Source organism: Clostridium sp. CM042 (assembly GCF_055080995.1).
Window position 1 is genome coordinate 1,244,401 of sequence record NZ_CM143646.1, and the last position, 14,564, is coordinate 1,258,964.

The following is a 14,564-nucleotide window of genomic DNA, read 5'->3' on the forward strand; positions in this document are numbered from 1 at the left end:
TTATAAATACATACGTATTAAATCAATAATGGAGGTAATTGGATATGGTTAAGAACAAATCAAAAATAATTTCATTCGATTTCTGGCAAAAATTTGGTAAGGTATTATTAGTGGTGGTTGCAGTTATGCCTGCAGGTGGCCTAATGATTTCATTAGGCGTAGTTATAGGATTAATGGCACCTAATGTCTCATTTGTGCAAACGTTATCTCAAGTCGTGGGAGGTATAGGTTGGGCAATAATCGGTAATTTAGGGATATTATTTGCTATAGCTATTGGTGGATCTTGGGCTAAGGAACGTGCCGGTGGAGCATTTGCAGCACTTATTGCATTTATTTTAATAAATAAAATTACTGGTAATGTATTTAATATTACCAATGAGATGCTCACTGATGCACATGCAACAGTAACTTCCTTAACAGGTCAGCATCTTTTGGTTAAAGATTACTTTATTTCTGTTCTTGGATCCCCAGCATTGAATATGGGAGTATTTGTTGGTATTATATCAGGTTTTCTTGGAGCAGTTTTATTTAATAAGTATTATAACTATAATAAATTACCAAATGCACTTGCATTCTTTAATGGTAAACGATTTGTACCATTCGTTGTTATAGCAGGCTCCAGTGTTGTTGCACTTATATTTGTTATAGTTTGGCCATTTGCTCAATCAGTTATAAATGGATTTGGCAAATGGATTGCAACATCACAAAATACTGCACCATTTATCTCACCCTTTATATATGGTACACTTGAGCGTCTATTACTACCTTTTGGACTTCATCATATGATTACAATACCAATAAATTATACAGATCTTGGTGGAGCATATAAAGTATTAACTGGAGCTAATGCAGGTAATCTTATACTTGGGCAAGATCCGCTTTGGCTTGCATGGGTTACTGACTTAGGTAACTTAAAATCATCTGGAGATATGGGTGCATACAATAACTTACTTGCAACAGTTCATCCAGCACGTTTTAAAGTTGGCCAAATGATTGGCGGAGCTGGCTCCTTAATGGGTGTTGCGCTTGCTATGTATAAAAGTGTAGCTAAGGAAAAACGAGCAAAATATAAATCAGTATTTTTTTCAGCAGCCATTGCAGTTTTCTTAACAGGTGTTACTGAACCATTAGAATTCATGTTTATGTTTGTTTCACCAATATTATATGGTACTTATGCAGTTATGCAAGGATTTGCATTTATGTGTGCGGACATATTTAATCTTCGAGTTCACAGTTTTGGTGTTATAGAGCTTGTAGCACGTATACCGATGATTGTAAAGGCAGGAATTATAGGTGATCTTATAAGATATGTACTAGTGACGGTCGTATTTTTCTGCATAAATTATGTTGTATCTAAATTTATGATCGAGAAATTTAATATAGCAACTCCAGGCCGTAACGGAAATGAAATTGATATGGAATCTAGTTCGATAGATTCTACTGTAAATCAAAAAGTTGATGTTAGTAAGAAAGGAAGTCAAGCTGAAGCTATTATTGGATTACTTGGAGGAAATGAAAATATTGTAGATGTGGACGCATGTATGACCCGTCTTCGTGTAACAGTTAAAGATAATTTATTAGTTGCAGAAGAAAAGGAATGGAAAAAAAATAAGGCTTTAGCCTTAATAATTAAAGGTAAAGGGATACAGGCTATATATGGACCAAAGGCAGATGTTTTAAAATCGGATATTATAGATATATTAGGAGTTTAAAATGAAATTATTAACTTTAAATTGTCATTCTTGGATGGAAGAAAGCCAAAAAGAAAAGATAAGCATTATTGCAAATACTATAAAAGAAAAGAATTTTGATGTAATTGCCCTGCAAGAAGTAAGTCAATCTATAAACGAAAATATAACTTTTAATAACATAAAACAAGATAATTTTGCTTTAGTTTTATTAAAAGAATTAGAGAACTTAGGATGCAAAGAATACTCAATGCTGTGGGATTTTTCTCATATAGGTTATGGAATATATGAAGAAGGGGTAAGTATTATAACTAAACATAAAATAATAGAAGAAGATTCTTACTCATTTTTCATAAGTAACAGCAAGGACATGGATTTTTGGAAAACTAGAAAGGTCGTAAAAGCTTCAATTAGAATAAATAAGGAAATTATAGATTTCTACTCTTGTCATTTAGGCTGGTGGCAAGACGAAGAAGAACCTTTCAGTCAGCAAGTAGATAAGTTACTTAATAATATGAAAAAGGACAGATTAACATTCTTTATGGGAGATTTTAATAATAACGCTTTTGCATCAGATGAAGGCTATGATTATTTAATGAAAAAAGGAATAAAGGATACTTATGCCCTCTCTAAAGAAAAAGATTGTGGTATAACTGTAAAGGGTAAAATAGATGGATGGGATTTAAATAAAAATGATTTAAGGCTGGATCTAATTTTAACAAATAAATGTGTAGATGTTAAATATTCTAAAGTAATATTTAATGGCAAAAACGACTTCGTGGTGTCAGACCATTATGGAGTAGAAATAGATACAAGTTTGGGGTTATTCCCCTAAAACGGAAGGGTTTTGAGTATGCTAAATTATTCAATAGTAAAGTGTAAAAACACACAAGAGATAATACTTGAAAACGGGATAATAAAAGTAATTATAGTACCAGAGCAGGGTGGCAGGATTTTAGAGTTTTCAACAGAAAATTTAAATGTGCTATATAGAAATGAGAATCTTATAGGAATTAAAGGTGATATAAATGCTGTTTGCATTCCGGAAAACTGGCTCAATTTTGGAGGATATAAAGGTTGGCCTGCGCCACAAACAAAATGGGCTTGGCCTCCAATATTTGATATTGATTTGAATGTTTTTGAATACGACATAGCTAAGTTAGAAAATTCATTAGTAGTCACATTAAGTAGTCCTATATCAAACATTGTGGGTCTTAAATTTATAAGGGAAATCGTATTTGAAGATAAATGTAATCATATAGCTATAAAAGAAACCATGGTTAACTTAAATGAAGAACCAGTACAATGGGCAGTTTGGGGTAATACTCAAGCATTATCTCCTGGATATATAGATATAAAACTAAATTCTGACGTATTTATAGGCGGAATAACATTTTATCAAGATTTTGATATGCCTTCAAATAATGCTTATTCTTTGAGAAAAGAAGATAAAAAAATTTTAAGATTGAATTGTAACAATGAAGAGAAGTTTAAAGTAGGTGTAGTAACAGATGATGCAATATTAAGATATTATTGCAGTGCATATAAGAATAAAACTCTCTTACTTACGCAGAAATTTCAGTATGAAGGACAAGTTGTATATCCACATGGAAGTAATGTTGAAGTTTATGTGGATGATAAGCTAGCCTACACTGAACTTGAAATTCTTGGAGGTATGAGCAGCATAATGCCAGGTGAGCGTAAAAGTATCCAAATGGTTTGGCAATTAGAATTAGTATAAATAATATAGCTTTTTTAGATATAAGTATTAAAAGTTTTTAATAATAAATACACGGAGGTAAAAAGCAATGACAAAGATTAAGGCTTGTTTGTTTGATTTAGATGGGGTGATTGTAGATACTGCTAAATATCATTATTTAGCATGGAGAAGACTAGCTAAGGAATTAGGGTTTGATTTTACCAATGATCAAAATGAAAGCTTAAAAGGTATAAGTAGAATGGAATCTCTTAAAATACTTTTAAATATAGGCGGTTTAACTTTAGCTGAAGCAGAAAAACTGACTCTTGCAGAGAAAAAGAATAATTGGTATCGTGAGTATATTTTAAAGATGACCCCTGATGAAATTTTACCTGGTACAGTGGAATTTTTAGAAGAATTAAGGAATAATGGGATTAAAATCGCACTAGGTTCTGCAAGTAAAAATGCCATGACCATATTAAATAATATAAAATTAGTTAATCACTTTGATGCAATAATCGATGGAACTAAAACAAGCAATGCAAAGCCCGATCCAGAAGTTTTCTTATTGGGTGCAAAGGAACTTGGTGTATCCCCTTCTGAATGTGTAGTTTTCGAAGATGCCAAGGCAGGTATTGAATCCGCAATAAATGCTGGAATGTATAGTGTTGGAATTGGCGATCCATTGGTTTTAAATAAAGCAAATATCGTTGTTTCTTCTTTGAAAGAAATGACACTTGAAAAATTAAATTATTAAATTTATTGTAAAGGAGACTCAATATGAAACAATATTTAAAATTAGATGAATGGAATATTATAGAGGAAGGTTTTAACCAAGATAATCATGAAGTATCTGAAGGAATATTTAGTATAGGAAATGGGTATATGGGACAAAGAGCTAACTTCGAAGAAACATACAGCGGAAAGTCTCTTCAGGGAAGTTATATGGCAGGGGTATACTATCCAGATAAAACTAGAGTTGGCTGGTGGAAAAATGGATACCCTGAATATTTTGCAAAGGTATTAAATTCTATTAATTGGATTGGAATAGATGTTAGTATTGATGGAGAAACACTAGACCTTTCAAAATGTGAAGTAAAAGATTTTGTAAGAATTTTGAATATGAAAGAAGGATATCTTCGCAGAAGCTTTACCGCAAAGCTTGCTAGCGGAAAGGAAGTAAATGTAGATGCAAAGAGATTTGTAAGTATTGCTACAAAAGAAATAGGCGCAATTAGATATTCTATCACACCAGTTAATTTTGAAGGTACATTGTGTATATCAGCTTACTTAGATGGCGATATAAAAAACGAGGATTCTAATTATGATGAAAAATTTTGGAATGAAATCTCAAAGCAATGCAATAAAGAACAATCATCTTTAATAATAAAAACAAAAAAACTTGATTTTTATGTGTGTTCTTCAATGAAATTAGATATTTTTCGAGCAGATAAAAAAGTAGATTTTAATGCAGAATTTATAGAATCAGAAAAATTTGTAGGTAATATAGTTAATTTAAATGTAAAACAAAATGAAGAGATCGTAGTATATAAGTATGTTTGCAATGTAACTTCAAGAGATTACGCTGTAGAAGAATTATTGACTGTTGATAGAAAAATTTTAGATAAAGCTTATGAAAGTGGTTTTGAATTATTGCTTAAAGATCAAGCAGCAGCTTGGGGTGAAAAATGGAAACAAAGCGATATTGTTATAAAAGGAGATGTTTCGGCACAACAAGCTATTAGATTCAATATTTTCCAATTAAATCAGACATATACTGGAGAAGATGATAGATTAAACATAGGACCAAAAGGTTTTACAGGAGAAAAATATGGCGGAAGTACTTATTGGGATACAGAAGCATATTGTATACCATTTTATTTAAGTACTGCTGATCCAAGTATATCTAGAAATCTTTTGCTTTATAGATATAAGCAATTAGAAAAAGCTAAGGAAAATGCAAGAAAGTTAGGTTTTTCAAAAGGTGCACTATATCCAATGGTTACTATGAATGGAGAAGAGTGTCACAATGAATGGGAAATTACTTTTGAAGAAATTCATAGAAATGGTGCTATAGCATATGGTATCTATAATTATGTTAATTATACTGGGGATAAATGTTATTTAGGTCAATATGGATTAGAAGTACTAGTGGAGATCTCAAGATTCTGGGAAGAAAGAGTTAGTTTTGCCTCAAATAAAGGAAAATATGTAATACTTGGAGTTACCGGCCCTAATGAATATGAAAATAATTCAAATAATAACTGGTATACTAATAGAATTGCTACTTGGACACTAGAATATACTACTTGTGCAATTAATTATATAAAAAATAATGAACCTGAAAGATATTCAGAGTTAGTAAATAAATTAGCTTTAAAAGAAGAAGAAGTTAGCAAATGGCAGGATATCATTAAAAATATGTATTATCCAGTGGATGAAGAACTAGGGATATTCATGCAACAAGACGGTTATATGGATAAGCAGCAGATTCTTGTAAAAGACTTGGATCGCAAAAATTTACCATTAAATCAAAAATGGTCTTGGGATAGAATTCTTAGATCTTGCTTTATAAAACAAGCAGATGTATTGCAAGGAATATATTTTCTGCAAGATAGATATGATTTAGATACCATAAGAAGAAATTTTGAATTTTATGAGTCAAGAACAGTACATGAGTCATCTTTATCTCCGTGTGTGCATACCATCCTTGCTGCAAAATTAGGAAAACATGAAAAGGCTTATGAAATGTATCTTAGAACTGCAAGACTAGATTTAGATAATTACAATAATGATACAAAAGATGGATGTCATATTACTAGTATGGCTGGAACTTGGATGTCCATAGTTGAAGGCTTTGGCGGGATGAGAGTAAGAGATGGCAAACTTATTTTAAATCCTTTTATACCAAAAAATTGGAGTTCATTCTCTTTTAAGATTTTGTTTAGAGGATCATTACTTAAAATAAATATTAAAACACATAAAGTTATTATTACCAGCGAAAGTAAGCAACAAATAACTTTATGCGTTAACGGTAAAGATTATACAATAAACGGAGAAATTGAAATTTCCTCTTAAAAATAAAAAACAGAAGGCTATTTTACTTTTAAAAAGTAAAATAGCCTTCTGTTTTTATTTTTTATTGATAAAATTATGTTGAAAATCAGATGCGGACATTGGTTTTCCAATTAAATATCCTTGAATACACTCACATCCTAGTTGCTTTAACAAACAAAGAAAAACCTTAATAGTTTAATTAGAGATAAATGTCTCATAAGTGTTCACTATGTTATAATAAATACATTGCCGTTTTTCATGGGAGGCTAAATATGATAGGAACATTACTTTTAAATAGATATGAGTTATTAGAGAAGATTGGCGAAGGTGGTATGGGAACTGTCTATAAAGCAAAGTGCCACTTATTAAATAGATTTGTCGCTGTAAAGATATTAAAAGCAGAGTTAAGCAATGATGAAGAGTTTGTTGTAAGATTTAAACGAGAAGCTACTTCAATCGCAAGATTATCACATCCAAATATAGTGAATATTCATGATGTTGGTGCAGAAAACCATATTAATTTTATAGTTATGGAATATATTAATGGAAAAACATTAAAGCAATTAATAAAGGAAAATGCTAGACTTACTTCGCAAAAGACTTTAGATATCTCACTCCAAATAGCCAAAGCACTTCAATGTGCACATATTAACAATATAATTCATAGAGATATAAAACCTGATAATCTCATGATAACAGAAGATAATATAGTTAAGGTTATGGATTTTGGAATAGCTAAAGTTACAGGTTCAAGAACCGTAACCAATTCTAGTAAAGTTATGGGTACCGTACACTATTTTTCTCCAGAACAAGCAAAAGGAAATTTTATAGATTGTAGAACAGACATATATTCCTTAGGTATTGTGATGTATGAAATGATTACTGGACAAGTACCTTATAATGCGGAAAGCTCTATTTCCATAGCTATGATGCATATTCATGAACCCGTTACTGCGCCCAAAGAAATCATTACAGATATTCCTGAAAATATAAACCAGGTAATTTTGAAGGCAATGCAAAAAGAGCCTGTTAAAAGATACCAAACGGCTAAAGAAATGGCAGAGATAATAAGTGCAATTAAAGAAGATTCTAATTATGAAGTTAAATCATCTCCTGCGGAGCTGCATAATAACCTAGATGATGCTACAAATCTTATGGGTGCAACTATATTTTCTGATATAAAAGATGATTTCGCAACGGTTATGATTGGATCATCCAGCGCTGAAAAAACAGTAAATAAAAAAGATAAAGAAGTAATAACTGGAAATAAGAAAACCAACAATAATAAAAAGGCAATAATAATTATTGCATCAATTATTTTAGTTATGATTGCTTCCATTTTAGGTAAATTTATATCCAACGGGACCCCTATTGATACATCAGCTTCTATTTTAGAAACTACAGCTCCAAAAACAAATGAAAACTCACCGTCAGATGAGATACAGCAGGTTGATAAAAAACAACAGGCAGAAGAACAACTACCTGTTGTTGAAAATAAATTTGTGCCATCACTTATTGGAAGGACCCAAGATATTGCAAATCAGACTGTAGTTAATAATGGCTTTTTGCTTGGCAATATTTCAAATGAATATAGTGATAGTATTGCTCAGGGTTTAGTTATTAGTCAATCACCTGAGGTAAATACATCCTATGAAAAAGATGGAAAAGTAGATTTAGTTATAAGCCAAGGAAAAAAAGTTGAACAGGTTACTGTCCCACAATTAAATGGAAAAACCTTGAATGATGCTGAAAAAATTCTAGATAATATTCAATTGGGGCTCGGGGAGAAAACACCTGTAAATATGGATGACAAACCCAATAAGAGCAATCATTCCAAAAATAACAATAAGAAAATATTCATGCAAAGTGCTCAGGCCGGTACACTTGTAGATATAGGAACAAAAATAAATGTTTCTTATTATGGAAGTAAAAAAGATTTATCTAAGTAAATCAAAGGATTAGTAATGAGGAATTCCATGTAAAATCCTCCTTACTAATCCTTTTAAATTCCTTTCTGAAATGTCATTAACTAATTAATCATTTTTATCATTATATACAAAGTTGCAAGGTTTTCCTTCACAATTTAAAACCTCTTCATCATCTTTGCCAGTATAAATTTCTTTATTGTCTACGTCAACTTCTGATTTGTCAATTTCAGGTATATCATTCTCCGCTAATAATTTTTCAATATCTGTTGACATAGCTGACGGTTAAACAAATCTACTTATTTTATCGAATTTTTATCTAAATGAAGTTTTTAATGCTTCTTTTAATATCCTAGGATTCTTTCTATAAGGCGTTACTGGTCGAATCTTTTTATCTTTTACATCAAATAGTGTATATATCGCAATTCTTGCTGCGCGTACAGAATACTCTTCTGTAAATACCATATCATCTGGGATTTCAACGAACTGGCTAATCATAGCGAAATTTGTTGAGTCTTTTGGTACAACATTTGGACGATCAGTCATCTTACGAGGCTGGAACTGTGCATCTACATATGGCATCATACATGGAATAACATTAATTATTGTGTCCATAATTTCCTCTTGCTTGTCTTCCATATGCATATGGTGTAAAAGTTCTATTAGCATTTCCTCACCTGTACAATCACGCATTGATTTCTTTACAAAATCACCAACTTTATCAGTATATATGCTATAGCCCCAGAACATAGTTGTATCAATTGGCTGATTTTTAAAGTGTGGTTGAGCTGCAACAACTATGCTCATTAACCAATTAGAATCCTTAAATGTCATTAATGCACCACTACCTGGAATATTAGTGGAGAATTTTTCAATCAGGTTTAAGAATTTATTACCCTTACAAGTCACGGTAAAGCTTTCCCAGTTAGTTTCATTTGCATGTCCAAAGAATGGTTCTGGATTTCCAAGACCTCTTTTCTTTTTAGCTATTTTTGCCCAAAGTTCACCAGATATTGGTTTGCTTGGATTATATTCTGCAGGTGTGTACATATCACCAAGAGTTGCACAGTCAGTCATGCAGCCATTTGTCATAATACAAACGTCTCTAGGGTTTAACTGAATAACCCTCTCACCTTCATTTTCTTCTATATGCATAGCCGTTACTGTAATTTCATCTCCTGATTTGAAATCTAAATCAGTTACAGTTGCATTTATACTAAAATCAACTCCAAAGTTTTCTAAGTAAGCTTTTAATGGAAGAATAACAGACTCATATTGATTGTACTGAGTACGTGTAACACCCTCTAAAGTTTCAATACGAGAAAATTCAAAAATCATACGTTCCATGTAACGCTTAAACTCAAAAAGACTGGACCATTTTTGGAAAGCAAATGTTGTTTGCCACATGTACCAAAAATTAGTTTCAAAGAAATGTGGTGTATGACTAAACCATTCCTCAATAGTCTTATTATCTAATTTTTCTCCCGGTGTAATCATCAGTTTTCCAAGAGCCATACGATCGACATTATTAAATCCCATACTAGTCACATCTAGAATTACTCCATCTTTATCAATTAAACGTGCCTGTGCATGTGTTGGGTGCAAATGATCAAAATTAAGAATTTCTTCCTTAACGCTTTTACCTGGCATATCTAAAGATGGTATATCTGAAAATAATTCCCAAAAATTCTCATAGGTCTCTTCATTTAACATTCTACCACCACGGCATACATAACCATTTATGGCATCTCCTGCACCATCATTACTGCCTCCTAGAATTTTCATTCCTTCAATAATATGAATATTTTCTCCTTTAAAGTTACAATCTCGTACAAGATAAGCAGCACCAGCTAAGGAAGCTAACCCTCCACCAATAAAGTAAACTTGTCTATCTTCATTATTTCTATTTTCTGATAAATCTATCGATGTTTTAGAATTATTTTCAAACTTCTTTGCACTAATAGTCGCTATAGTAGCTGCACCAGCTATTGCACCTAAAGTAAGTAACACGTTCATACCATTTTTGCTTGATTTTTTACTCATAAAATTTCCCTCCATTTTCTGTTTCATTAGTAATAAATATCTTATCTATTATTGTAACTCAAGTAAGGTTAAATGTATTTACACACTTTTGAGTGTTTGTCTAAAAACACGTGAGATTTAATTTTCTATTATAGGATTATCTACAAAAAATCCATATTTATGGTGTATAATTACTATTGAAACTAATTTTTGTAGGTGATTATTATGTCTGAATCAATAATAACAGAAAAGGCTCTTGCTTTATCCTTAAAACAGTTAATGAAAACAGTTCCTCTATCAAAAATTTCCATACAAAACATTGTGGGCAATTGTAACCTTAATAGACAAACATTTTATTATCATTTTAAAGATAAATTCGACCTTGTGAATTGGATTTATCACACTGAAGTTACAGAATGTATCGCTAACTGCAATCGTTATGAAAATTGGACTGATGGTATGTATAGAACCTTGTGCTACCTAATGAATAATAATTCCTTTTATATTAATGCGCTTAACACACCTGGTCAAAATGCTTTTAATGGATATTTCTTTGACTTTAGTTGCGAACTTATTATGGGGATTGTAAATGATTTATCCTTAGGCATGAATGTTCCTGATATGGACAAAAAGTTTATTGCGGATTTTTATACCCATGCTTTTGTGGGTGTAATCGTTCAGTGGATTAAAACCGGCATGAAAGACTCACCACAAATCATGGTAGAAAAGATGAAAAATGTGGTTGAAGGTAGCATGCTTGGTGCTTTATCTAGATATTAACGAGGACGGTTGTCCAATTTTCTTTTTATAGAAAACTGGACAACCGTCCCATTAATTATCACCTACGGTGCTGTTTATCACCTTCGGTGCTGAAATGTCGTTAAATCATCTCCTGCGGAGCTGCAGTATTAACGACTTCAGAAGGAGATTTATACTCCCACTTAAGTTTTCTTTTTGTTACAGTATAGAACTCCCACTTATAAAAGTGGGAGACTTTCCTTCTGAAATGTCGTTAAATTATTTCAATATCATAGATTTAAGTGCATTTATTTCTTCACTTAAGTTATCATCCTTCATCATTTCAAGGGCAGAATTAATTAGTACACGAACATCATGCTGTCCTTTATAAATAGGGGTAATTCTTTTATTTAGATTTAGGAATTTATAAACAGCGGTTTGTGCGCCTCTTACAGAATAATCCATAGTAAATACTACATCATCTTCTATTTCACAAAACTGTCCAAGTAATGCTAAATTAGTTGAACCTTCTGGAATAACTTGTGGTCTATCACCCTTTTCTCTAGTTAAAAATTGTGCCGTTGTAAAAGGTAATATACATGGTATACAAATAGACGTTTTAAGAATCTTCTCCATATCTTCTTTAAAGTTTAGGTGATATAATACCTCAGTTAATATTTCCTCACCAGTACAATCCACCATCCTCTTCTTTATGAAATCACCTTTTGCATATGGGAACAAAGAATAACCCCAGAAAGTTTGTATGTTATCAGGTTGATTAAGAAAATGTGGTTGATTGTGTACAACTATTGTCATGAGCCATGCAGAATCTTTAAATGTCATATGAGCACCAGTTCCTGGTTGATTTCCTGAGAATTCTATTATTCTTTTATACATTGTTGGGTCTTTAAGAGTAACTGTGAAAGACTGCCACATTGATTCTTCAACACGTTCATCAAAGACTTGAGGTTTACCAAACTCAGGACGACCGCTCGCAATTTTCTCCCAAAGATCCCATGCTCCACCTACACTTTTGTCGTTAATCTTTGCTGGTGTAGTCATTGATCCAAGGCTGGTACCAGCTGTTAAAGAACCGATAGTAGCAAAGGCAAGGTCCCCCTCTCCCACTTCTATTCTAATTTCTTTTCCGTTTTTTTCGCATTTGAATGCTGTAACCGTAGTTTCAGTATCTGATGGTTTAAATTCAAAATCAGTTACTCTGCAATCTAATTCAAAATTAACACCTTGTGCTTCTAACCATTTTGTCATAGGTAATAACATTGAATCATATTGATTATATGGTGTACGACGTATTCCAGATAAATCACTTAGACGTGGTAATTCTTGAATAAATCTATGAAGATATCTCTTTAATTCTTTAGCACTGTGCCAAGTTTCAAATGCAAAGAGTGTAGTCCACTGAAGCCAGAAGTTTGATTTAAAAAATGGTTCTGGGAAACATTCTCTAATAGTTTTTGTTCCCAAAGAATCTTCAGAATTAATCATTATATCCATTAATGCCATTCTATCAGCGCGAACAAGTCCCAAAGTTGATACATCAGTTATTTTAGCATCATTATCTATTAATCTAGCTTTTGCATGGGTATGAATTTTTTTATTAAAAGCATTAAATTCATCAAGTATTGAAACTTTAGGATCAGTTAATGAAGGAATACTTTCCATTACTCCAAAAGTACAAGCATAAGCTTCCCTATCAAACATTCTTCCACCACGAATTACATAACCATTCTCAGCATCACCACTTCCATCCATGCTGCCACCTGTGACGCCTAATTCTTCATATATATGAATGTTTTTTCCTGGAACATGTCCATCTCTAATTAAAAATACCGCAGCAGAAAGTGATGCGAGTCCAGCACCAACCATATAAGCATTGGTTTTTTCTACATCAATAGTTTGATCAAAATTAAATCTCATTTAAAACCCCTCCATTTGAAAAATTATGCCATAAGCTATAAGCCTAGGTCAATTTTGTATTTACCAAGTTAAGCACTTGCATGCATTTGCAAGCACTTGCTATAGGTACAATATAAATTCAAACGAAAGGATTGTATATAATCAAATTTGTATAACTGTCTAAAAAACATACATATGTCTTATAGTGTATAGTAAGTGAACTTACCCCACCCACAAGGGGAATGGGGCTTCCTGTTTCTTCGACCTCGTAACCTACTATCTCCACAGGCTTAATTCCGATAGTTCCTACCGTATTTATCTATAGGCTTACTAACTAACTATGTTAGTTTACGCCGCTAATATTTTTAGTTCTTTTAGTCCTTGTTTGAGAATGTTTTTACTTGCATTGATGTCCCTATCATGTTTGCTACCGCATTTAGGACATATCCATTCTCTTATATTTAAGTTTTTTACTTCTGCATTTTGGTAGCCACAAGCGAAGCATAATTGACTTGAAGGGTAGAAAGTATTTACTTTATGTACCGTTCTACCATACCATTCAGCCTTATATTCTAATAGTCTTGTGAACTTAGGCCAACTGCAATCACTTATTCTCTGTGCTAAATTTTCATTCTTCATCATGTCTTTTAGATTTAAATCTTTAAGAATTATAACTTGATTTTCATTTATAATTCTTAAAGATAATTTATGCAAAAAGTCTATTCGTTGATTGGCAATTTGTTCATGGACTTTAGCAAATTTAACCCTTGCTTTATGATAATTCCTACTTCCTTTAGTTTTACTGCTTAATCTTCTTTGAGCCTTAATTAACTTTTCATAAGATTTTTGAAGATATTTAGGATTCTCTATATTTTCCTCATTAGACATAACACAAAAAGACTTTATACCAACATATATTCCTACCATATTAGCGTTTTGAGGTAGTTTCTCAATCTCTACATTAGTGCAACAAATCGAAACAAAGCACTTGTTGGAAAGAGTTTTACTGACAGTAACATTTAGTATTCTGCCTTCAACTACCCTATGATTTTTAAACTCTACCCAACCAATTTTAGGTAGTTTAATTTTGTTGCCCTTAATTTTGATATTATCATTAACCATTTGAGTTCTATAGCTTTGGTTATGATTGTGCTTACTCTTGAATTTAGGGAAACCACTACCTTTAAAGAAATTCTTATAGGCTTTATCTAAATCCCTCAAACTCTGTTGAAGTGATATTGCGTCTATTTCCTTTAGCCACTCATATTCATCTTTAAGAGTTTTCATAGCATTGGCACACTCAACATAAGACATAGATTTTTCTTCACTTTTGTATAGGTCAATCTTTTTTCCAAGGTAGTGATTGTATACAAACCTACAAGAGCCAAAAGTCTTGTTTAACAGTGTTTCCTGTTCTTTTGTTGGCATTAATCTAAATTTAAAAGCCTTTTCCACAACATCACCTCGTTTTTCATATAGTTCATATAGTTATCATACAACGTCATTGAATCATTGTCA

The 14,564-nt window shown here is 32.1% G+C and carries 11 protein-coding genes; 7 read left to right on the forward strand and 4 right to left on the reverse strand.

Annotated features, from left to right (window positions below; genetic code table 11):
* Positions 1-44: 44 nt before the first annotated feature.
* From ACWJJ7_RS05835 to pknB, 6 genes are all read left to right on the forward strand, one after another.
* Positions 45-1,712, forward strand: coding sequence for a PTS transporter subunit IIBC (locus ACWJJ7_RS05835; RefSeq protein WP_462964359.1), 1,668 nt, complete (start codon positions 45-47; stop codon positions 1,710-1,712).
* A gap of 1 nt (position 1,713) precedes the next feature.
* A complete protein-coding gene (locus ACWJJ7_RS05840) occupies positions 1,714-2,523 on the forward strand; it encodes an endonuclease/exonuclease/phosphatase family protein (protein WP_462964360.1) in 810 nt (269 codons plus the stop codon).
* Positions 2,524-2,541: 18 nt separating this feature from the next.
* On the forward strand, positions 2,542-3,429 hold the full coding sequence (locus ACWJJ7_RS05845) for a DUF4380 domain-containing protein (RefSeq protein WP_462964361.1): 888 nt from the start codon (positions 2,542-2,544) through the stop codon (positions 3,427-3,429).
* 67 nt (positions 3,430-3,496) lie between these two features.
* Positions 3,497-4,144 (forward strand): beta-phosphoglucomutase, encoded by a 648-nt coding sequence (pgmB, locus tag ACWJJ7_RS05850; protein ID WP_462964362.1) that lies wholly within the window; start codon positions 3,497-3,499, stop codon positions 4,142-4,144.
* A gap of 23 nt (positions 4,145-4,167) precedes the next feature.
* Positions 4,168-6,465: a glycoside hydrolase family 65 protein gene (locus ACWJJ7_RS05855; RefSeq protein WP_462964363.1), complete on the forward strand. Its 2,298-nt coding sequence runs from the start codon at positions 4,168-4,170 to the stop codon at positions 6,463-6,465.
* 251 nt (positions 6,466-6,716) lie between these two features.
* Complete coding sequence (gene pknB, locus ACWJJ7_RS05860; RefSeq protein ID WP_462964364.1) at positions 6,717-8,393, forward strand: Stk1 family PASTA domain-containing Ser/Thr kinase; 1,677 nt, start codon at positions 6,717-6,719, stop codon at positions 8,391-8,393.
* Between the two features lie 84 nt (positions 8,394-8,477).
* Here the strand turns inward: pknB and ACWJJ7_RS05865 are convergent, their stop codons facing one another.
* Both ACWJJ7_RS05865 and ACWJJ7_RS05870 read right to left on the reverse strand, forming a co-directional pair.
* Positions 8,478-8,645 (reverse strand): hypothetical protein, encoded by a 168-nt coding sequence (locus ACWJJ7_RS05865; protein WP_462964366.1) that lies wholly within the window; start codon positions 8,643-8,645, stop codon positions 8,478-8,480.
* 39 nt (positions 8,646-8,684) lie between these two features.
* Positions 8,685-10,412 (reverse strand): oleate hydratase, encoded by a 1,728-nt coding sequence (locus ACWJJ7_RS05870; protein ID WP_462964367.1) that lies wholly within the window; start codon positions 10,410-10,412, stop codon positions 8,685-8,687.
* A 204-nt stretch (positions 10,413-10,616) separates the two neighbouring features.
* Here ACWJJ7_RS05870 and dhaS point away from each other — a divergent pair, with 204 nt between their 5' ends.
* Positions 10,617-11,171, forward strand: a complete 555-nt coding sequence (gene dhaS, locus ACWJJ7_RS05875) for a dihydroxyacetone kinase transcriptional activator DhaS (RefSeq protein WP_462964368.1) — start codon at positions 10,617-10,619, stop codon at positions 11,169-11,171.
* A gap of 237 nt (positions 11,172-11,408) precedes the next feature.
* Here the strand turns inward: dhaS and ACWJJ7_RS05880 are convergent, their stop codons facing one another.
* Together ACWJJ7_RS05880 and tnpB are read right to left on the reverse strand one after the other, a co-directional pair.
* A complete protein-coding gene (locus ACWJJ7_RS05880; protein ID WP_462964369.1) occupies positions 11,409-13,067 on the reverse strand; it encodes an oleate hydratase in 1,659 nt (552 codons plus the stop codon).
* Positions 13,068-13,394: 327 nt separating this feature from the next.
* On the reverse strand, positions 13,395-14,501 hold the full coding sequence (gene tnpB / locus ACWJJ7_RS05885) for an IS200/IS605 family element RNA-guided endonuclease TnpB (protein ID WP_462964370.1): 1,107 nt from the start codon (positions 14,499-14,501) through the stop codon (positions 13,395-13,397).
* Positions 14,502-14,564: the final 63 nt, after the last annotated feature.